This window comes from Xanthomonas sp. PPL134 (assembly GCF_040595915.1).
GTDB lineage: Bacteria > Pseudomonadota > Gammaproteobacteria > Xanthomonadales > Xanthomonadaceae > Xanthomonas_A > Xanthomonas_A indica.
On record NZ_JAMDLL010000002.1, the window covers coordinates 204,977 to 226,132 of the forward strand.

General features: G+C 68.3%; 17 protein-coding genes. 6 read left to right on the plus strand and 11 right to left on the minus strand.

Annotated elements, in window-relative coordinates:
• Positions 1–158 precede the first annotated feature (158 nt).
• The 8 genes from galU to cmk form a co-directional block, all read right to left on the minus strand.
• Entirely contained in the window at positions 159–1,040 is an 882-nt protein-coding gene (galU, locus tag M3U25_RS06490; protein WP_160947817.1) for a UTP--glucose-1-phosphate uridylyltransferase GalU, read from the minus strand.
• Positions 1,040–2,950 (minus strand): nucleoside-diphosphate sugar epimerase/dehydratase, encoded by a 1,911-nt coding sequence (locus M3U25_RS06495; protein WP_242083215.1) that lies wholly within the window; start codon positions 2,948–2,950, stop codon positions 1,040–1,042. The genes galU and M3U25_RS06495 overlap by 1 nt, the downstream gene beginning before the upstream one ends.
• Positions 2,950–3,939, minus strand: coding sequence for a glycosyltransferase family 4 protein (locus tag M3U25_RS06500; protein WP_355497211.1), 990 nt, complete (start codon positions 3,937–3,939; stop codon positions 2,950–2,952). The genes M3U25_RS06495 and M3U25_RS06500 overlap by 1 nt, the downstream gene beginning before the upstream one ends.
• Positions 3,939–5,117, minus strand: coding sequence for a lipopolysaccharide assembly protein LapB (gene lapB, locus M3U25_RS06505; protein ID WP_355497208.1), 1,179 nt, complete (start codon positions 5,115–5,117; stop codon positions 3,939–3,941). The genes M3U25_RS06500 and lapB overlap by 1 nt, the downstream gene beginning before the upstream one ends.
• 6 nt (positions 5,118–5,123) lie before the next feature.
• The gene (locus tag M3U25_RS06510) at positions 5,124–5,423 is read right to left on the minus strand and encodes a LapA family protein (RefSeq protein ID WP_010342891.1); all 300 of its coding nucleotides are present in this window, start codon (positions 5,421–5,423) and stop codon (positions 5,124–5,126) included.
• A gap of 73 nt (positions 5,424–5,496) precedes the next feature.
• A complete protein-coding gene (locus M3U25_RS06515) occupies positions 5,497–5,802 on the minus strand; it encodes an integration host factor subunit beta (RefSeq protein WP_010342890.1) in 306 nt (101 codons plus the stop codon).
• A gap of 80 nt (positions 5,803–5,882) precedes the next feature.
• Positions 5,883–7,562, minus strand: coding sequence for a 30S ribosomal protein S1 (rpsA, locus tag M3U25_RS06520; protein ID WP_010342889.1), 1,680 nt, complete (start codon positions 7,560–7,562; stop codon positions 5,883–5,885).
• Between the two features lie 229 nt (positions 7,563–7,791).
• A complete protein-coding gene (gene cmk / locus M3U25_RS06525; protein WP_160947821.1) occupies positions 7,792–8,463 on the minus strand; it encodes a (d)CMP kinase in 672 nt (223 codons plus the stop codon).
• Positions 8,464–8,635: 172 nt separating this feature from the next.
• Here cmk and ykgO point away from each other — a divergent pair, with 172 nt between their 5' ends.
• The 6 genes from ykgO to M3U25_RS06555 all read left to right on the plus strand — a co-directional run bounded on the left by ykgO (position 8,636) and on the right by M3U25_RS06555 (position 13,235).
• A complete protein-coding gene (gene ykgO, locus M3U25_RS06530; RefSeq protein ID WP_010342887.1) occupies positions 8,636–8,761 on the plus strand; it encodes a type B 50S ribosomal protein L36 in 126 nt (41 codons plus the stop codon).
• A gap of 127 nt (positions 8,762–8,888) precedes the next feature.
• Entirely contained in the window at positions 8,889–9,218 is a 330-nt protein-coding gene (locus M3U25_RS06535) for a hypothetical protein (protein ID WP_355497192.1), read from the plus strand.
• 118 nt (positions 9,219–9,336) lie between these two features.
• Positions 9,337–10,374, plus strand: coding sequence for an agmatine deiminase family protein (locus M3U25_RS06540; RefSeq protein WP_355497189.1), 1,038 nt, complete (start codon positions 9,337–9,339; stop codon positions 10,372–10,374).
• A 143-nt stretch (positions 10,375–10,517) separates the two neighbouring features.
• Positions 10,518–11,402, plus strand: coding sequence for a carbon-nitrogen hydrolase (locus M3U25_RS06545; RefSeq protein WP_160969924.1), 885 nt, complete (start codon positions 10,518–10,520; stop codon positions 11,400–11,402).
• An 11-nt stretch (positions 11,403–11,413) separates the two neighbouring features.
• Positions 11,414–11,950: an N-acetyltransferase family protein gene (locus M3U25_RS06550; RefSeq protein WP_355497185.1), complete on the plus strand. Its 537-nt coding sequence runs from the start codon at positions 11,414–11,416 to the stop codon at positions 11,948–11,950.
• A gap of 4 nt (positions 11,951–11,954) precedes the next feature.
• Entirely contained in the window at positions 11,955–13,235 is a 1,281-nt protein-coding gene (locus M3U25_RS06555; protein WP_242158996.1) for a TraB/GumN family protein, read from the plus strand.
• Between the two features lie 94 nt (positions 13,236–13,329).
• On the opposite strand, the gene M3U25_RS06560 is transcribed toward M3U25_RS06555, so the two are convergent.
• The 3 genes from M3U25_RS06560 to M3U25_RS06570 are packed head-to-tail and all read right to left on the minus strand — an operon-like array spanning position 13,330 to position 21,025.
• Complete coding sequence (locus tag M3U25_RS06560; protein WP_355497181.1) at positions 13,330–16,407, minus strand: efflux RND transporter permease subunit; 3,078 nt, start codon at positions 16,405–16,407, stop codon at positions 13,330–13,332.
• Complete coding sequence (locus tag M3U25_RS06565; RefSeq protein ID WP_355497178.1) at positions 16,404–19,907, minus strand: efflux RND transporter permease subunit; 3,504 nt, start codon at positions 19,905–19,907, stop codon at positions 16,404–16,406. Before M3U25_RS06565 ends, M3U25_RS06560 begins: the two co-directional genes overlap by 4 nt.
• Positions 19,907–21,025, minus strand: coding sequence for an efflux RND transporter periplasmic adaptor subunit (locus M3U25_RS06570; protein ID WP_355497175.1), 1,119 nt, complete (start codon positions 21,023–21,025; stop codon positions 19,907–19,909). The genes M3U25_RS06565 and M3U25_RS06570 overlap by 1 nt, the downstream gene beginning before the upstream one ends.
• Positions 21,026–21,156: the final 131 nt, after the last annotated feature.

Here is a 21,156-nt window from a genome sequence, read left to right on the forward strand (position 1 = left end):
AGCATTGCTGTACAGACCCGCGCGCACACAAAAAAGGCAGCCTCACGGCTGCCTTTTCTGTTTGTCACCTGAGTCGACTCATCTGGATCGACATCGACTCAATTGATTGGGGATCCTTTGGCCAGCACGCCGCCCTGCAGCGACGCGCCCTGCCAGGCTCACTCCTCGGCGAGCATCTGAGTCAGCTTCTCGCGCGCGGGCTTGGCCAGCTTCTTGTTCTCCAGCGCGAAGCGGATGGTCGCCTCGACCAGGCCCAGGTGGGTGCCGCAATCGAAACGGGTGCCCTCGAAGCGATAGGCGTCGACTTCGTCGGTCTTCAGCAGCGCGGCGATGGCGTCGGTCAGCTGGATCTCGCCGCCGGCACCGGTGCCGGTGCTTTCCAGCAGGTCGAAGATCTTCGAGCTGAGCACGTAGCGCCCCACCACCGCCAGATCACTCGGCGCGTCTTCCGGCTTTGGCTTCTCGACGATCTGGGCGATGCGGCCCTTGCGGCCGTCGAAGGCCTCGGTGGCGACGATGCCGTAGCTGGCGGTGTTCTCGTGCGGCACGTCTTCCACCGCGATCACGCTGGCGCCGCTGCGCTCGTTGAGATCGGCCATCTGCTTCAGCGCGCCGTCGCCGCGGTTCCAGATCAGGTCGTCCGGCAACAGCACCGCGAACGGCTCGTCGCCGATCACCGACTTGGCGCACAGCACCGCATGGCCCAGGCCCAATGCTTCGGCCTGGGTCACGAAGATCGCGCGCACGCCCTCCGGCAGCACATGGCGGATCATCTCCAGCTGTTCGCGCTTGCCCGCGCGCTCCAGCTTCTGCTCCAGCTCGTAGGCCTTGTCGAAATAATCCGCAACCGCGTGCTTGTAGCGGTTGGTGACGAAGATCAGGGTGTCGCAACCGGCCTCGATCGCCTCGTCCACGGCGTACTGGATCAACGGCCGATCGATGATCGGCAGCATTTCCTTGGGAACGGTCTTGGTGGCGGGAAGGAAGCGGGTGCCCAAACCTGCCACCGGGAATACTGCCTTGCGGATTCTCTTGCTCATCAGAGCCTTCTGGCCTCGCGTGCGGGGAATGGAACGATGGTAGCGGAGCCGTCGTGATCGTCGTGCTGACGCAAGGGCGCGAACTCCGGCATGGTCATGCGCAGCACCTTCTCGATGGTCTCGCTGTCGTAGTCGGCCACGGCGGCACGCAACTGCTGCACGCCGCGCAGCACGTCCTCGCGCGAGAAACTGCGCACGCCCGCTTCCAGAATCTTCGGATGCGAGGTCGGCCGATAGTTCTCGTCGGCGTAGAACAGCGTCTCGTGCAGCTTCTCGCCCGGCCGCAGGCCGGTGTAGACGATGGCGATGTCGCGTCCGGGCTGCTTGCCTGCCAGGCGAATCATCTGCTCGGCCAGCAGGCGGATCGGCACCGGCTCGCCCATGTCCAGGGTGTAGATGGCGCCATGCGACGCGGACGCCGCGGCCTGCACGATCAGCTGGCTGGCCTCGGGAATGGTCATGAAGTAGCGCGTCACCTGCGGATCGGTAACGGTCACCGGGCCGCCCTGGCGGATCTGCTCGCGGAACAGCGGCACCACGCTGCCGGCCGAATCCAGCACGTTGCCGAAGCGCACCGTCACGAAGCGCGTGCTCACCGCCTGGTCGTCCAGCGACTGGCACACCATCTCGGCGTAGCGCTTGGACGCGCCGAGCAGGTTGACCGGATTGACCGCCTTGTCGGTGGAAATGAACACGAAGGTCGAGACCTTGGCAGCGACGCAGGCGCGCGCCACGTTCTCGGTGGCGAGCACGTTGTTGCGCACCGCCTCGCGGCATTGCTGCTCCAGCAAAGGCACCTGCTTGTAGGCGGCCGCATGGAACACGGCGTCGGGCTCGGCCACGCGCATGGCATGGCGGATCACCGCCGGATCGCCGCAGTCGCCGAGCACGCAGTCGATCTCCAGATCGGGGAAGGTACGGCGCAGGTCGGCATGGATGGTGATCAGCGCCAGTTCGTTGATCTCCAGCAGCACGATCTTGCGCGCGCCATGACGCGCGCACTGCCGGCACAGTTCCGAGCCGATCGAGCCGCCGGCGCCGGTGACCAGCACGGTCCGCCCGGACAGCCAGCCCTTGATCAGCTTCCAGTCCGGCGTCACCGGCTTGCGCCCGAGCAGGTCCTCGATCGCGACCTCCTTGAGCTCGCCCGGCAGGTAGTGGCCTTCGAGCACGTCGAGCAGGCGCGGCACGGTGCGGAACGGCAGGCCGGTGCTTTCGCAGATCGCCACCACGCGCTGCATGCCGGCCGCGTCCAGCGACGGGATCGCGATGACCAGCAGCTTGGCCGCGGTCTCCTTGGCGATCGCGCCGGCTTCGTCGATGCGGCCCAGGATCGGCAGGCCCTGCAGCTTGGCGCCGTGCAGATGGCCGGCATCGTCGACGAAGCCCACGGGCTGATAGGCACCGGACCGGCGCAGGTCGCGCACCAGCGCCTCGGCCGCACGGCCGGCGCCGACGATCAGCACGCGCCGCGCGCTATCGTCCGAGTGCGCGATCTGATAATCCTTCCAGGCGCGGTACAGCAGGCGCGGCGCGCCTAGCAGCGCCGACAGCGCGAACGGGTACACCATCAGCACCGACAGCGGGATCGCATCGAAGCGGCTGTAGGCCAGCCCCAGGACGATCGCCACCAGGCCATAGAAGCTGGCCTTGAAGATATTGAGCAGGTCGGGAACGCTGGCGAAGCGCCACAGGCCGCGGTACAGGCCGACCTTCCAGAACACCAGGCCCTGCGCCGCCAACACGATCGCGGTGTTGAGGTTCCACAACGGCAGCGGGTGCTCGCCGGGGAGCATGGTGTAACGCGCAGCGTGCAGCAGTTGCCAGCAGACCCAGACGATGGCCAGATCGTGGATGACCACGGAGGCCTTGGGAAACAATTCGGTGACTCGGTCGCGCGTGGAAAGCATCAGTAATCCGTAAGAGTTCGGCGCATCCGGTTGCGCAAAGCCAGCCAAAGCACACCTGCCGAACAGAACCAGGCGATCGTCAGACCGGCCTGCGTACCCGCATCCAGCGGTCTGCCCAACCGCGCAATTGTAATCGCGACAATGCTGAACAGACCGTAGGCGAGCGTGACGACAGTATGGCTACTGCCGGTGTGTACCCAACGCTGATAGAAATGTTGCGCGTGCGGTTGCCACCAGCGTTCGCCGGCGAGCATGCGCGAGGCGAGCGTGAAGCCGGCGTCGATGGCGAAGGCCGACAGCGGCAATGCCGGCAGCCAAGGCGCCTGCTCGCCGGCGACGATGCACCAGGCGAACAGCGCGGCGATCAGGTAGCCGAGCGCGCCGCTGCCGACATCGCCGAGGAAAATGCGTGCGCGGGGATAGTTGAACGGCAGAAATCCCGCGCAGGCCACCAGCAGGACCCAGCATGGCCAACGCAGCGGCGCCGGCAGCAGGCAGGCGAATCCGACGGCGGCCAGCATCGCCTGGCTGCTGGCCAAGCCATTGATGCCGTCCATGAAATTCCAGATATTGATCAGCGAGACCGTTGCCAACCACGCCAGCGCGACCATCCACAGCGGTTGGTTCGCTTTGTAGACAAGTGCAGCCAGCAGGGTCGCCGCCACCGCGTGCACCAGCAATCGGAGCCCCGCCGACAGCGAGCGGTGGTCGTCCCACCAGCCGACGCCGGCGACCAGCAGCAGGCCCGCGGCGAAGGTGGCGATCCCGGCACCCTGCTGCGGCCATTGCAACGCCGCCCAGCCGCAGGCCAGCAGCACCGCCGCCACGATGGCCACGCCACCGCCGCGCGGTGTCGCCACGGTGTGGCTGCGCCGCTCGCCGGGCGCATCCATCAACTTGCGTTTGAGTGCGTACTGGCGCGACAGCCAGGTGCCGGCCGCGCTGAACACCCCGAGCGCCAAGAGCAGCGCGGCTCCTGCGATGGGCACTACACCACCGCGTAGTTGAGCAGCGGCTTGACCGTGCCCCACTCCTTGCAGCTGGGGCATTGCCAGTGGTGGGTGCGCGCGCCGAAGCCGCAGCGGGTGCAGCGGTAGCTGGGATTGCGCACCAGCAATTGGTCGGTGATGTGCTTGAGATCCTGCAGGGTCGCGGTGGAATCGGCGCCCTCGGCCAGGGTCAGGTCGATCAGCGCCGACTCGCCGCGCACCGACGGGCGGTCCTTGAGCTGCCGACCCAGGTAGGAGCGCGCGGCGGAAATGCCTTCCTGCGACTCCATCAGGCGGGTCAGCGCCAGCACCGGGGCGATGCCGCGGTAGTGCTCGGTCATTTCCGAGAGAAACGCGCGCGCGCCGCTGAGATCGTGGCCGCGGCGGTAGCAGTCCATCAGCGCCGGCATGATCTCCGGCAGGTAGTCCGGATCATGACGTGCGGCGCGCTCGAAGGCGCGGATGGCGGCTTCGTCGTTGCCGTCGTCGACGTCGATGCGCCCTTCCAGGATGCCGGCGCGCACCGACTTGGCGTCGGCCTGGTAGGCGCGCGCGATCGCCGCCCGTGCCAGGTCGTTCTTGCCCGAGGCGCGATAACGGTCGGCCAGTTCGCATTCGAACTGGGCGATCAGCTTGCCCATCGGCTCGCCGGTCACCTCTTCGTAGCGGGTGGCGTTGTCGATGGCCTTTTCCCAGTCGCGCTCGGCCTGGTAGATGCCGATCAGGTGCTTGAGCGCCTGCGGCGCGCGCTGGTCGATCTGCGCCAGTTCGGTGAACACGGTTTCGGCGCGGTCCAGCAGCCCCGACTTCATGTAGTCCTCGCCCAGCGCCAGCAAGGCCTGCACGCGCTGCGCATCGCTCAGGTCGCCGCGCTGGACCAGGCCCTGGTGCAGGCGGATGGCGCGGTCGACCTCACCGCGCCGGCGGAACAGGTGGCCCAGCGCGACCTGGGTCTCGAAGGTTTCCTTGTCCAGTTCGGCGATGTGCAGGAACAGCTCGATCGCCTTGTCCGGCTGCTCGTTGAGCAGATAGTTGAGGCCGCGGAAATAGGTGCTGGAGAGCCGGCTGACCTGAGTATCGCCATGGCGCTGGCCGCCACGGCGGCCGATCACCCAGCCGCTCAGCGCCGCCAGCGGCAGGAACAGGAAGAACCAGAACCACTCGGTCAGAAAGTCCATCGAAGATCAGCGTCCGTCCAAGGGCTGGTGGGCATGGGGAGAGACCGGCGCGACGGCCGGCGCAGCGGCGTTCGCGGCCTTGTTGGCGCGACGCAGCTTGGCATACAGGGGGATCACCAGGGCCGCCAGCACCAGCGAGGCGCCGATCAGCACGCCCGCGAACAGCGAGACGATGATGGCGATGCCGGAGGTGGTGGCGATGCTGGAGAACACGAAGTTGATCTGGATCGGCTGCGAATTGAGCGACCCGATGACCAGGCCGGCCAACAGCAACACCAGCAGGATCAGCAGTCGTGCAATCTTCATGAGCAACTCCAGCGTCGGGAGACACTAGATTAGCCGAACAGGCGTGGATTCCGGCAAACGCCGGACGCCGGGCTCAGGGCGTGTCGGATTCGACCGGGACGACGCCGCTCACGCGCTCGCGCAGCTCCTTGCCGGGCTTGAAATGCGGCACGTGCTTGCCGGGAAGCGCGACGGACTCGCCGGTCTTGGGATTGCGTCCCAGGCGCGGCGGCCGGTAATGCAGGGAAAAGCTGCCGAAGCCGCGGATCTCGATGCGATCGCCGCCGGACAGGGCGCCGCCCATCATTTCCAACAACGACTTCACCGCCAGATCGACGTCGTCCGACTTCAGATGCGCCTGCTTGCGCGCCAGGATTTCGATCAGCTCGGATTTGGTCATTTACGGATGCGTGCAGTGGGGTCGCAACCTGGCACGGCCCGGGAACACCGGGCCGTGCCAGTAACGCTGCGTGTGGCGGATTACTCGGACTTGTTGCCGTTCAGCTGTGCACGCAGCAGCGCGCCCAGCTGGGTGGTGCCGCCCGACGCGGACTGGTATTCCTCCAGCACTTCGCGCATTTCGGCATCGTCCTTGGCCTTGATCGACAGCTGCAGGGTGCGGCCCTTGCGGTCCATGCCCACGAACTTGGCTTCGATCTTGTCGCCGACCTTCAGGTGCTGGCTGGCGTCGTCGACGCGCTCGTTGGCGATGTCGCGCGCAGCGACGTAGCCTTCGATGCCGTCGGCCAGGTCGATGGTGGCGCCCTTGGCGTCCACTTCACGCACCACGCCCTCGACCTTCGAGCCCTTCGGGTTGGCAGCCATGTACTGGCCGAACGGATCCTGCTCCAGCTGCTTGACGCCCAGGCTGATGCGCTCGCGCTCCGGGTCCACTGCCAGCACCACGGCTTCCAGCGTGTCGCCCTTCTTGAAGTTGCGCACGATGTCTTCGCCGGTGGTGTTCCAGCTGATGTCGGACAGGTGCACCAGGCCGTCGATGCCGCCGTCCAGGCCGATGAAGATGCCGAAGTCGGTGATCGACTTGATCTGGCCGGACACCTTGTCGTTCTTCTTGTGGGTGGCCGCGAAGGTCTCCCACGGATTGGCGGCGACCTGCTTCATGCCCAGCGAGATGCGACGACGCTCTTCGTCCACGTCCAGCACCATCACTTCGACTTCGTCGCCGACCTGCACGACCTTGGACGGGTTGACGTTCTTGTTGGTCCAGTCCATCTCGGACACGTGCACCAGGCCTTCCACGCCCGGCTCGATCTCGACGAACGCGCCGTAATCGGTGACGTTGGAGACCTTGCCGAACACGCGGCTGTTGGCCGGGTAACGACGCGCGATGTTGTCCCACGGATCCTCGCCCAGCTGCTTCAGGCCGAGGCTGACGCGGTTACGCTCGCGATCGAACTTCAGCACGCGCACGTCCAGCTCGTCGCCGACGTTGACCACCTCGGACGGATGGCGCACGCGCTTCCAGGCCATGTCGGTGATGTGCAGCAGGCCGTCGATGCCGCCCAGGTCCACGAACGCGCCGTAGTCGGTCAGGTTCTTGACCACGCCCTTCAGGATCGCGCCTTCCTGCAGCTTGTCCATCAGCTGCTCGCGCTCTTCCGAGTGCTCGCTCTCGACCACCGCACGACGCGAGACCACCACGTTGTTGCGCTTGCGGTCCAGCTTGATCAGCTTGAACTCCAGTTCCTTGCCTTCCAGGTAGGCCGGGTCGCGCACCGGGCGCACATCCACCAGCGAACCGGGCAGGAACGCGCGGACATCCTTGATGTCCACGGTGAAACCACCCTTGACCTTGCCGCTGATGCGGCCGGTGATGGTCTCGTTCTTTTCCAACGCTTCTTCCAGCTCGTCCCACACCATGGCGCGCTTGGCCTTCTCGCGCGACAGCACGGTCTCGCCGAAGCCGTTCTCGAGCGAGTCGAGCGCGACCTTGACCAGGTCGCCTTCGGCGACGTCGATTTCGCCAGCGTCGTTACGGAACTGCTCGATCGGCACGATGCCTTCGGACTTCAGGCCGGCGTTGATCACCACCACGTCGCCGCGGACTTCCACGACGGTACCGGTGACGATGGCGCCGGGCTTCAGCTTGGCCAGGTTGGCTTGGCTGGCTTCGAACAGTTCGGCAAAAGATTCGGTCATTTGAAATTACTCTAGTGGACACACGGACAGGGCGTTTTCTTCTGGAAAACAGCGACTGCCCACCTGGTTAGTCGGCCCGAACAGCGGCCGGGTGTGGAATGGAAAAACCGCAGCGCGGAATTGCGCAGCGGAGCCTTGGAACGATCGATGGAACATGCATGTTGCGGGTGTTGCGAGGAACCGGTGGCTCCATGACGACGCCACCCTGCTGCCCTGCCCTGCGCGCCGCTCAGAGCGGCAGCAACTGCAGGACGCGGCCCACCACCTGGTCGATGTCCATCCCGGTGGTATCGAGGAGGACGGCATCGTCTGCCGGCCTCAGCGGGGCCACCGCGCGTTGGGCATCGCGTGCGTCGCGGGCCATGATCTCGCGCAGCAGGTCGTCGAATATAACCGAAACCCCTTTTTCCTTCAACTGCTTATGCCGGCGCTGGGCACGCTCCTCGGCGCTGGCGGTCAGGAACACCTTGTAGGGGGCGTCCGGGAAAATCACCGTACCCATGTCGCGGCCGTCGGCGACCAGCCCCGGCGGGGTGCGGAAGGCCCGCTGGCGCTGCTTCAGCGCCGCGCGCACCTCGGGAATGGCGGCGATCGCCGAGGCGACCGCGCCGGTGGTCTCCAGGCGCAATTCGTCGGTGGCGTCGGCGCCGTTGATGCGGACCCGCAGGCCGCCGCCGGCGACCTCGTCGAAGTCCACCCGGGTGTCGAAGGTGCAGCGCACCAGGGCGGCGGCATCGGAAATATCCAGATTGGCCCAGCTGGCCGCGACCCCGACCGCCCGGTACAGTGCCCCCGAATCCAGGTAATGCCAGCCCAGGCGGGCGGCGACGATGCGGCTGACGGTCCCCTTGCCGGCCCCGGAAGGGCCATCGATGGTCAGGACGGGAGCGGGCTCGTTCATGCGGTTCCTCGGACGGGGGGCGGCGCATTGTAGCGCCGACGCCGGCCCTGCTGGCGCAAGCAGTTGAAACCATGAAGAAAACCAGGCTACAATCGCCGGCTTACTGATCCCGCGCCATGGTTTCGGCCGTGCCGCCCTCCTTCGAATCCACAAGTTTACGCCGAGGTGTGCCATGAAAGTCCTGTCCTCCCTGAAGTCGGCGAAGGCCCGTCACCGCGACTGCAAGGTGGTCCGCCGCCGCGGCAAGGTCTTCGTGATCTGCAAGTCCAACCCCCGTTTCAAGGCGCGTCAGCGCTGATCCGACCCGGCCTGCCCTGCCGCGCCGCGCGCAGCGGTGGCCGGTCGTCGACGAAAGCCGCCTTCGGGCGGTTTTTTGTTGCCGAAGTTTGCTGTAATCGGCGTTCGTCCTCTGGGGAGTACACGTGATGAAGCATCGTCTGTCCGTCCTGCCGCTGCTGGCCGTGTTGGGCCTGGCCGGCGGCGCCCACGCCGAGACCCTGCTGGTCGATCGGGTCAAGGAGGAACCCGCGGCGGCGCTGCCCACGCGTGGCCTGAGCATGGCCCAGGTGCAGGCGCGCTACGGCGCCCCGCAGCAGAAGCTGGAGCCGCGCGGCGGCCAGAAGCGGCAGTGGCCGACCATCAACCGCTGGGTCTATCCGGCCTTCACCGTGTACTTCGAGAAGCAGAAGGTGGTGGACGTGGTCGCCAACAAGGCCGACGCCAACGAGAACGGCCCGAAGCCGGCGATCCGTTGAGACGGGTCGCACGCAAGCGCCCGATGTAGGCGAATCCGTCGCAAGAGCCCGCACATCCCTGTGCGGGGACGTAAATAACAGCCGGCTTCGGCCTGGCAGCACGTGAGCAGTGGTCGCAATGTCTGATCGTCTTCGCCTTCCCGCGGAATGGGAGCCCCAGTCCGCCATCCTGATCGCCTGGCCGCATGCCGGCACCGACTGGGCCGAGCGCCTGGCCGAGGTCGAGGAGACCTACATCGCCCTGGTCGCGGCGATCGTGCGCTTCCAGCGGGTGTTGATCTGCGTGGCCGATGCCGACCTGCAGATCTATGCCGAGGCGCGGCTGCGCTCGGCGCGGGTGGACATGCAGCGGGTACGCTTCGTCGAGGCCGAGTACGACGACACCTGGCTGCGCGACTCCGGCCCGATCACCCTGGCGCGCGCCGGCGGCGGCTTCCAGTTGCTGGATTTCCGCTTCACCGGCTGGGGCGGCAAGTTCCAGGCCGGCCGCGACGACCAGTTGGTGAGCGTGCTGGCCGACCAAGGGCTGTTCGCCGACAGCGACGTGCGCCGCATCGATTTCGCCCTGGAAGGCGGTGCCATCGACTGCGACGGCGCCGGCACCCTGCTGACCACCTGGCAGTGCCTGCACGAGCGGCATCCGCAGCGCAGCCGCGAATCGCTCAGCCACGACCTGGCCGACTGGCTGGCGCAGCAGCGCGTGCTGTGGCTGGACCACGGCTACCTGGAAGGCGACGACACCGACGCGCACATCGACACCCTGGCCCGCTTCGCCAGCACCGACGCGATCGTCTACCAGGCCTGCGACGACGCCGGCGATTCGCACTACGCCGAGCTGCAGGCGATGGGTGCCGAACTGGCTGCGTTGCGTACCGCCGACGGCGCACCCTATCGGCTGTTCCCGCTGCCGTGGGCGCAGCCGGTGATCGACGACGGCCGACGCCTGGCCGCGTCCTACGCCAACTTCCTGATCGTCAACGGCGCGGTGCTGATGCCGGCCTACGGCGACGCGGCCGATGCGCAGGCACAGGCGGTGATGGCGCAGGCCTTCCCGCAGCACGAGATCGTGCCGATCCCCTGCCGCGCGCTGATCTGGCAGAACGGCAGCCTGCACTGCATCACCATGCAGTTGCCGGCCGGCCTGCTGGCGGACTGAGCCGCCGCACCTGCGCCGCACGCCGGCGCGGCGCCGACCCCACCCGTGCCGCCGCCACGCGCGGCGCGGGATTCATCTCCCCGGAACCTGCCGCGCGGCCATCCGCGCTACCATGCCGGTTTACCGCGAACCTTGATTCCGCAATGACCCGAACCACTCTTTCCGTCGCGCTGATCCAGGAGCGCAACCACGGCGACGCCGCGGCGAACCTGGCAGCGATCGAATCGCGTGTGGCCGAGGCCGCCGCGCAGGGCGCGCAGCTGGTGCTGCTGCAGGAACTGCACAACGGCGCGTACTTCTGCCAGCACGAGTCGGTGGACGAATTCGACCTGGCCGAGCCGATTCCCGGCCCCAGCACCGAGCGCCTGGGCGCCCTGGCCAAGCGCCATGGCGTGGTCCTGGTCGGCTCGCTATTCGAGCGCCGCGCCGCCGGCCTGTACCACAACACCGCGGTGGTGTTCGAAAAGGACGGCAGCCTGCTGGGCAAGTACCGCAAGATGCACATCCCCGACGATCCGGGCTTCTACGAGAAGTTCTACTTCACCCCGGGCGACTTGGGCTTCACCCCGATCCAGACCTCGGTCGGCCGCCTCGGCGTGCTGGTGTGCTGGGACCAGTGGTACCCGGAAGCGGCGCGACTGATGGCGCTGGCCGGCGCCGAGCTGCTGCTGTATCCCACCGCGATCGGCTGGGACCCCAACGACGAACAGGCCGAGCAGGAACGCCAGCGCGACGCCTGGATCCTCAGCCATCGCGGCCACGCGGTAGCCAACGGCGTGCCGGTGCTGAGCTGCAACCGGGTCGGCCACGAGCCCTCGCCGCTGGGCGCGTCGGGCATCCAGTTCTGGGGCAACAGCCACGTGCTCGGCCCGCAGGGCGAGTTCATCGCCGAGGCCGGTGGCGAGCCGACCGTGCTGGTGTGCGACGTGGACCTGCAGCGCAGCGAGCACGTGCGGCGGATCTGGCCGTTCCTGCGCGACCGTCGCATCGATGCCTACGGCGACCTGCTGAAGCGCTACATCGACTGAGTCACGCCGCTTTGGACGACCTGCAGCTACGTGCGGCCGAGGCCGCGGATGTGCCCGCGATCGCCGCGCTCTATGCCGACCAGGTGCGCCACCACGTCAACACGTACGAGGAACAGGCACCCGACCAGGCCGAGATGCTGCGGCGGATGCAGGGCGTGACTGCGCAGGGCTATCCCTATCTGGTCGCGCACACCAGCGATGGTCGTCTGGCCGGCTATGCCTACGCCAGCAGCTACCGGCCGCGCGCGGCGTATCGCTGGACCGTGGAGAACACGGTCTATGTGGATCCGGCGCTGCACGGCCGCGGCGTCGGTTCGGTCCTGCTGCAAGCACTGATTGCCGTCTGCGAGGCGCGCGGCTTTCGACAGATGGTCGCGGTGATCGGCGATCCAGACAATCACGCCTCGATTCGCCTGCACCAGCGTTTCGGCTTCGTACCGGTCGGCGTATTCCGCGGACTCGGCCGCAAGCACGGGCGCTGGCTGGACACCCTGCAGATGCAACGCCCGCTGGGCCCCGGTGCCGACGAGGCACCCTCCGATGAGTAACGCAATGAACGCACTTTCCCAGGCCGATGGCGACGACGCGCTGTTCGACGGCCAGCCGTACCGCATCGTCGAACGCGACGGCATCCGCTACACCCTGCTCGGCACCGCGCACGTATCCCTGGCCAGCGTTGCCGCCGTGGAACGGGCGATCGGCAGCGGCCGCTTCGATGCGGTGGCGGTGGAACTGGATCCGCAACGCCTGCAGGCGCTGACCGATCCGGACGCGCTGACCAAGCTGGACCTGGTGCAGGTGATCCGCAAGGGCCGCGTGGCCCTGTTCGCCGCCAACCTGGCGCTGGCCGCCTACCAGCGGCGCCTGGCCGAGCAACTGGGCATCGAGCCCGGCGCCGAGCTCAAGCGTGCGGTGCTGCTGGCGCGCGAACGGCAGTTGCCGGTGTACCTGATCGACCGCGAAGTGGGCCTGACCTTCAAGCGCGCCTCCAGCCGGCTCGGCTTCTTCGGCAAGCTGAAGCTGGCCAGCGGCCTGCTCGGCGGCCTGTTCGCCTCCGACGAGGTCGGCGAGGCGGAGATCGAGAAGCTCAAGCAGGGCGACATGCTCGAAGCCAGCTTCGGCGACTTCGCCAGCGAGAGCCCGGCGCTGTACGAAACCATCATCGCCGAACGCGACCGCTACATGGCCACACGCCTGCGCGAGGAACAGGCGCAGCAGCGCGCGCTGCCGCTGCCCGACAACGCCGAGCCGCTGGACGGTGCCACCGGCGCCGGCGTGCGCGAGGTGCTGGCGGTGGTCGGCGCCGGCCACCTGGCCGGCCTGGCGCGGCACCTGCAGGGCGACCAGGACGACCCGGCGACGCTGCGCAAGGCACTGGAAGACGTGCCGACCAAGAAGAAGGTGCCGTGGATCACCCTGACCCTGACCGCACTGGTGCTGGGCGGCGTGGCCTGGGGCTACTGGCACGGCGGCTTCGCGCTGGGCACCGACCTGTTGCTGCAGTGGGTGCTGTTCACCGGCGGCCTGGCCGGGCTGGGCTGCATCCTCGCCGGCGGCCATCCGCTGAGCGTGATCGCCGGCGCCATCGCCGCGCCGCTGAAGCCGTTCCGCCCCGGCGTGCCGGCCGGTGCGTTCAGCGCCCTGGTCGAAGTGCACATGCGCAAGCCGGCCTACGGCGACTTCCTGGCGCTGCGCGACGACGCGCAGAACCTGCGCGGCTGGTACCGCAACCGCGTCTCGCGGGTGGTGCTGACCTTCCTGCTGACCAACCTGGGCAGCATGCTCGGCGTGTGGCTGGCCGGCTTCCGCATCTTCGGCAAGCTGGCGGGTTGAACAGCCGAAGGCATTGATCTCGTGGGAGCGGCTTCAGCCGCGACCGGCGCTCCCTGAGGCGCCTGTCGCGGCTGAAGCCGCTCCTACGAAACGCTCATGCGGCTTGTGGTGCGGCGATACCACGCGCACGCCGCACCAAGCCCGCCACACCATTGCTGAGATCGTCCAGGATCGCGTAGATGGTCGGCAGGAACAGCAGGCTGACCACGGTCGAGAACGCCAGGCCGCCGGCAATCGCACGCGCCATCGGGTAGTAGGCCGGACCGTCGCCGAACATCTGCGTGGTGGTCAACGAGATCGGCACCATCGCCAGGATCGCCGTGCCCATGGTCATCATGATCGGCCGCAGGCGCTCGCGCGAGCCTTCGATCAATGCCTCGGTACGGCCCAGGCCGCGCCGGCGCAGATTGTTGATGTGCTCGATCATCACGATGCCGTTGTTCACCACCACGCCCATCAGCACCAGGATGCCGATGAAGGCCATGATCCCGAAGCTCGTGCCGGTGATCCAGAACAGCCAGAACACGCCGAACACCGAGAACAGCACGCCGCTCATGATCGCCGCCGGGAACAGCAGCGATTCGAACACCGCGGCCATCACCACGTAGATCATCAGCAGCGCGATCAACAGGTTGAACAGCATCTGCTTGCTGGCCTGGTCGTCGTCCTGGCCTTCCACGCCGTCGAAGCTGTAGCGGTAGCCGACCGGGAAGCTGACCGCCTTGAGCGTGTCCTCGATCGCCTGCTTGGCTTCCGGCGCGGTCACCTTGGCGCCGAGGTTGGCGGTGATGGTCAGTGTGGTCTGCCGGTTGGTCCGGGCGATCTGGGTGGCGGCCGCGCGCGGCTGCGCATCGACCAGGCTCAGCAGCGGCACGCTGCGCCCGTCCTGGGTGCGCACGTTGAAGCTGTCCAGATCCTCCGGCGTGGTCTGCTCGGCACCGGCGAAGCGCACCCACACCGGTACTTCGTTGTCGCCGTGGCGGAACTCGCGCAGCGACGCGCCACGCAGCGCCAGGCCGACGAAACTGGCGACCTGTTCGGCACTGAAGCCGAACGCGGCGGCGCGCTCGCGGTCCACCCGCACCGCCAGCTCGGTGCTGCGGTCGCCGCTGTCCACGCGCACGTCGCGCAGTTCCTTGCGCCGCGCCAGCACCGGCACCACGTCGTCGGCGAGCGCGCGCAGCGCCTCGGTGGAATCGCCGACCAGTTGCACCTGCACGGTCTGCCCGCCGCCGTTGCCGCCATCGCCGCCGTTGCTGTTGCCGACGTGGAAATCCACCCGCGCCGAGCGCGGCAGTTCCTTGCGGATGCGTTCCATCAGGGCCGGCAGATCGCGGACCTGCTTCAGGTCCACCGTCAGCGTGGTGCTGCTGCCTTCCTCCTCGCTGAACCAGGAATACACCTGGGTCACGTGGTACTGCGCACGCCGCGCATCGATGAAGCGTTCCAGCCGGGTCACTTCCTCTGCCATCTGCTCGCGGGTGTAGGCGCCCTTCCACTGGTAGCCGATGAAGACCTGCTCGCCGCCGTCGCCGCCGAACATGTCCTTCTTGGTCTGCATCATCGGGATGACGCTCAGCGCGCTGATCAGCACGATCGCGCAGACGCTCCAGCCGCGGTGCGCCAGCGACCACGCCAGCACCCGCGCGTAGCGGCGCTGCAGGCGCGGGATCAACCCATGCGGGGAATGCACCAGCGCCGGGGTGCGCATGCGCGCCGACAGCATCGGGATCAGGCTCACCGCCACCAGCCACGACGCCAGCAGCGACACCGAGATGGTGATGGCGATCTGCGACATGAAGATGCTGATGTTGTTGGTCTCGCCGAACAGGTTGGGCACGAACACGATGCAATGGCACAGTGTGCCGGCCGACAGCGCGATGGCGACGTTGCGGGTGCCGACGATGGAGGCGCGCTGCGGCTGGTCGGGCATGCGCTCGCGCTCCTGGTAGATGCTCTCCACCACCACCACGGCGTTGTCCACCAGCATGCCCACCGCCAGCAGCAGGCCCATCATGGTCAGGATGTTGAGGGTGACCCCGGCGAAGTACATGAAGCCCAGGGTGATGGCGAAGCAGATCGGGATCGCCAGGGTCACCATCAGCGTCGACGGCCAGTGCCGCAGGAAGAAGAACAGCACCGTCACCGACAGCAGCAGGCCGACCGCACCGGCCTCGGCCAGCTCCGCCAGCGAGGAGGTCACCGCCTTGCCCTGGTTGTCGATGACCTTGACCTGCACGTCGCTCAGCGCCGGCTGCTTGCGGATCTGCTCGACCTCGGCCAGCAACGCGCGCGACACCTCCACCAGGTTGGCGCTGCGCTCCTTGAACACGTCCAGGCCCACCGCCGGGCGCCCGTCCAGGCGCCGGCCGTAGCTCATCCGGGTCGGTTTCAGCCGCACCTGCGCGATGTCGCCCAGGCGCAGGCCCTTGGCGTCGATGACCAGGTCGCGCAGCTCCTGCAGGTCGCGCAGTTCACCGACCGGCTGCACCCGCAGGCGCTGGCCGTTGTCGTCGATCTGCCCGGCCGAGAGCGAGAAGTTGAGCTTGCCCAGGCGCTCGCTGAGTTGGTTGAGGCTGAGGTTGTGCGCGCTGAGCCGGTCCGGGGCGATGGCGATCTCGACCTCGTTCGGCGGCGCGCCCGACACCTCGACCTTGGCCACCCCGGGAATGCGCTCCAGGCGGCGCTTGAACTCGCGGTCGAGCATGTCGTACGCGCCGGTCAGGTCGGCCGCGCCGGCCAGCCGCACCTTCAGCACCGGCTGGTCGCTGCTGGACCACTTGAACACGTTGTAGCGCCGCAGGTCCGCCGGCAGGTCGGCGCGGATCGCGTCGATGCGCTCGCGCGCGTCGGAGGCGGCGATGGCGATGTCGCGGTCCCAGTCGGAGAACTCGATGAAGATGTTGGCGCCATCGGCGGTGGCGGTCGAGCGCATGCGCTTGATCCCGGTCATCGTCGCCAGCGCTTCCTCGGTCGGCCGCACCAGGTTGCGCTCGACCTCGTCCGGGGTCGAGCCGGTGTACGGCAACTGCACGAACAGGAACGGCGCGGAGATGTCCGGCAAGGCCTCCAGCGGCAGGCGGAAGGCGGCAATCAGCCCGACCACCACCAGCGACACGAAGCACATGATGGTGGTGACCGGACGGCGGATGCTGAACTCGGCGACGCTCATGCCGGTGCGCCCTCGCCGTCCTGCAGGCGCCGCTCGCCGTGCTCGCGTTGCCGCGCGCGCCGCCCGCGTTCGGCGTAGTACGCATCGGCGCGGCGATCCAGGCGGTCGTAGACCACCGGAATCACCAGCAGAGTCAGCAGCGTGGACACCAGCAGCCCGCCGATCACGGTGATCGCCATCGGCGCGCGCACCTCGGCGCCCTCGCCGCTGGCGATCGCCAGCGGCAGGAAGCCGAACAGCGTGCACAGCGTGGTCATCACGATCGGCCGCAGCCGCGAGCGCGCGCCTTCGATCAAGGCCGCGCGCTTGGCCACACCCTCCTCGCGCAACTGGTTGACCTTGTCGATCAGGATGATCGCGTTCTTGGTCACCAGGCCCACCAGCAGGATCAGGCCGATGAACACCACCACCGACACCGGCTTGCCGGTCAGCAGCAGCGCCAGCACCGCGCCGACCAGCGCCAGCGGGATGGTGAACAGGATGACGAACGGGTGCAGCAGCGATTCGAACTGCGAGGCCATCACCAGGTACACCAGGAACACCGCCAGGCCGAACGCGAACAGCAGCGAGCGCGCCGACTGCGCCAGTTCCTCGCCCTGCCCGCCGATGTGCATGCCGACACCGGCGCCCAGCGGATCGCGCGCCACCATCTCGCCCACCTCGCGCACCGCACCGCCCAGGTCGATGTCGCGCAGGTTGGCCGAGACGATCGCCACGCGGATCTGGTCGGCGCGGTGGATCTCGCTGGGGCCTGTGGTGGCGACCACGTCGGCGACCGCGTCCAGGGTCACCGGCCGGCTGCTGCCCGGATTGACGATCAGCCGGCGGATGCTGTCGACGCTGGCGCGGTCGCTCTGCTGCGCGCGCACCAGCACGTCGATCTTGCGGTCGCGGAAGCTGTAGCGGGTGGCGACGTCGCCGCGCACCTTCTTCACCACCACGTCGGCGATCTGCCGGGTGGTCAGGCCCAGCGCCCCGGCGCGTTCCTGGTCGAAGCGGATCTGGATCTCGGGGAAGCCCTCCTCCACCGTGGACTTGACGTCGGCGAAGTGGCCATTGCCACGCAGCAGCGCCGCTAGCTTCTGCCCAGCGTGCTGGATGGTCTGCAGGTCCTGGCCGCGCAGTTCGATCTCCAGCGGCGTGGAGAAACTGAACAGTTCGGGCCGACTGAAACCGACCTGCACGCCCGGGTGGTTGCGCATCGTCGCGCGCATGCGCTCGCTCTGCTGCGCCTCGAACTGCGCACTGCCGCCGCCGGCCATGGCGATGGTCAGCTTGCCGATGTTCTCGCCGCTCTCGGTGGGGTTGGCGTCGAGCCGGGTGCCGCTGCCGCTGACCCCGTACAGCGCCTGCACGCCGGCGTCCTTGCCGTGCGCTTCCTGCAACTCGCGCACCAGCGCGTCGGTCTGCCGCAGCGGCGTGCCGGCCGGCAGCTTCACGGTCATCTCGAAGCGGTCCTGCGCCAGCTGCGGGATCAGGTCGGCGCCGAGCAGCGGCGCCACCGCCAGGGTCGCGGCAAACGCCAGCGCCGCCAGCCCCAGCACCCAGCCCGGACGCGCCAGCGCGCCGGGCAGCAACCGCAGGTAGCCACGCTCGGCCAGCGCGTACGGCGCCATTGCCAGGTCGCTGGCCTTGCGCATTACCGGCGCGACCATCGCCACCGCGCCGCGCCACAGCCGCACGCACAACCAGGCCACGCCGAAGCACATGCCGCGCACCGCCGCCCCGGCGCCGCGCCGGCTCCAGGCCAGCGGCTTGAGCCAGCCGCGCTGCGGCTGCCAGCGCGGTGCCGCCGGCTCCACCGGGAACGCCAGCGGCGCACGGCCTCTGAGCGAGCTGAGCATCGGGATCAGGGTCATCGACACCACCAGCGAGATCGCGATGGCGATCGCCACGGTCAGCGCCTGGTCGCGGAACAGTTGCCCGGCCACGCCTTCCACGAACACCAGCGGCAGGAAGACCGCGATCGTGGTCAGGGTCGAGGCGACCACGGCCATACCCACCTCGCGGGTGCCGACGATCGCCGCATCGAGCACGCTCAGGCCGCGCTCGCGCGCCTTGGCAATGCTTTCCAGCACCACGATCGAGTCGTCCACCACCAGGCCGGTGGCCAACGCCAGCCCACCCAGCGACATCACGTTGAGGCTCAGCCCGAGCTGGCCCATGAAGAAGAAGGTGGTCACGATCGACACCGGCAGCGACAGGCCGATCACGAAGGTGCTCCAGCCGTCGCGCAGGAACAGGAAGATGATCAGGATCGCCAGCAGGCCGCCGATCACCGCATCCTTCTTGACGTCGCCGATGGCGTGCTCGATGAAGCGCGACTGGTCTTCCAGCGTGGTCAACTCGGCGTCGGCGGGAATCTGCGCCTGCAATTGCTCCAGACGCTGGCGCAGCGCCGCCGCGGTGGCCACGGTGTTGGCGTCGCCTTCCTTGTAGATGGCCAGTTCCACCGCTTCCTTGCCGCCCAGGCGGATGATCGCCTCGCGCTCCTTGTAGCCCTGCCGCACCTGCGCCACGTCCTTGAGCCGGATCGGCAGACCGCCAGCGACCGTGGTGGTCGTGCTGGAGGTCGCGCTCTGCGCCGCCGACGCGGCCGCGATCGCGGCTTCCGAGCCGGTGGAGGCGGCGATCGCGTACATCTGCTGCAGCGCCGCGTCGGCGGCGTTGCCGCCGGCGCCCTGGGTGGTCAGCAACAGATTGCGGATCTCGTCCAGGTCAGCGAACTGGTTGACGGTGCGCACCAGGTAGCGCTGCGTGCCCTGCTCCAGGCGCCCGCCGGAAAGATTGACGTTCTCGTCCTTGAGCCGCGCGATCACCGTGTCGATCGGCATGTTGAGCTGCGCCAGCCGCTGCTGGTCGATGTCGACCTGGATCTCGTCCTCCAGGCCACCGCCGACCTTGACCGCGGCCACGCCCGCCACCGGCTCCAGCTTCTTCTTCAGGTCCTCGTCGGCATAGCGGCGCAACTGGGTCAGCGCGCGCACGGCCTCGGCGTCGCTGTGCGCGGCGGTCCTGCTCGACAGCACCAGGCGCATGATCGGCTGGGTGGAGGGATTGAAGCGCAGCAGCACCGGCGCCTTGGCCTCCAGCGGCAGCGACAGCGCTTCCATCTTGTCGCGCACCTCCAGGCTGGCCTGGTCCATGTTGGTGCCCCAGGCGAACTCCAGCACCACGTCGCTCTGCCCGGTGCGCGACACCGACTTGAGCTTGCGCAGGTTCTTGACCACGCCGACCGCCTCTTCCACCGGCTCGGTCACCAGCGTCTCGATCTCCGACGGCGCGGCGCCGGCGTATTCGGTGCGCACGGTCAGGGTCGGATAGCTCAGGTCCGGCAGCAGGTTGACCTTGAGCCCGTGCAGCGCGATCGCGCCGAACAGCAGCATGGTCAGCGTGATCATCGCGATGGTCACGCGGCGGCGGGTGGCGAATTCGACCAGGCCGCCGCCGTGCGCAGCGGGCGCAGGCGGTGCGTGCGGGTCGGGACCGGCGCCGTGCATCAGCGCGCTCCGGCGGCGGTGGCGGGCGCGGCGTCGGCGACCGCGCGCTGCGGCGCGATCACCTGCACGCGGCTGCCGTCGCGCAGCGCGACCTTGCCGGCGGTGACCACCTGGTCGCCGGCCTGCAGGCCCTGGCGGATCTCCACCCACGGCCCTTCGGCATAGCCCAGCGTCACCGGCACCCGCGCGACCTTGCCGGCGACCACGCGGAACACCGCCGGCTCGCCATCGTCGAGCAGCGCCAGGCGCGGCACCACCAGCGCATCGGCGCGCTGGTCGTAATCGATGCGGATGCGGCCGAACATGCCCGGCTGCAGCGCCTCCGCTCCTTCGTCGAAGGCACAGACCACGCGGAAGGTGCCGCTGCCGGCATCCACCACCGGCGCGATGCGGTCGACCCGGCCACGGAACTGCTTGCCCGGCAGCGCGTCGGCCAGCAGGGTCACCGGTTGCCCGGTCTTGAGCGTGGCCAGTTCGCGCTCGGGCACGTTGAGCGTGGCTTCCAGGCGCGAGTCGTCGACGATGCGGAAGATCGGCGTGTTGATCTGCACGAAGTTGCCGGTCTTGATCGAGCGCGAGGCGATCACCCCGGAGATCGGCGCCACCACCGTCGCGTAGGACAGCTCCAGCGAGGCCAGTTGGTGCTGCGCGCGCACGTTGGCCAGGTCGTACTTGATCTGGTCGACGTCGGCCGCGCTGACCAGTTGCTGGCCCACCAGCTGTTGCGAGCGGCGGTAGTTGTTCTCCAGCTTGCGCAACTGCGCCTCGCTCTGCGCCAGCGCCAGCCGCGCGCGGTCCGGGTCCAGCCGCACCAGCGGCTGCCCGGCGCGCACCTGCTGGCCTTCCTCGGCCAGCACCGCCAGGGCCACGCCGGAGGTCTTGGCGACCACCTGCGATTCGGCGCGGGCCTCCAGCGCCGCGGTGCCGCTGTAGCTGGCCGCCACCGCACGGCGGCTGGCCGCGGCCACTTCCACCGGCACCGCCTCCGGCGCCTTCTCGCTGTCGGCCGCCTTGGCCTTGGCCTCGGCCGCCGGCTTGCAGCCGCCGAGCAGCAGCGTGGTGGTGACCAGCAGCGCGGCAGCGCAAGTGGCAGTGCGGCGCGGAAGCGGTCGCGTCATCGTCGTATCCCCGGTGGATGGCGTAAATGGTGTTGTAGATAAGTAGATCACCAGTCGACACCACGCCGAATGCCCCAAAGGTCACGGGTCCGCCGCGACGGCCAGTTTCGGAGCCGCGAAAGGTGAGGCTA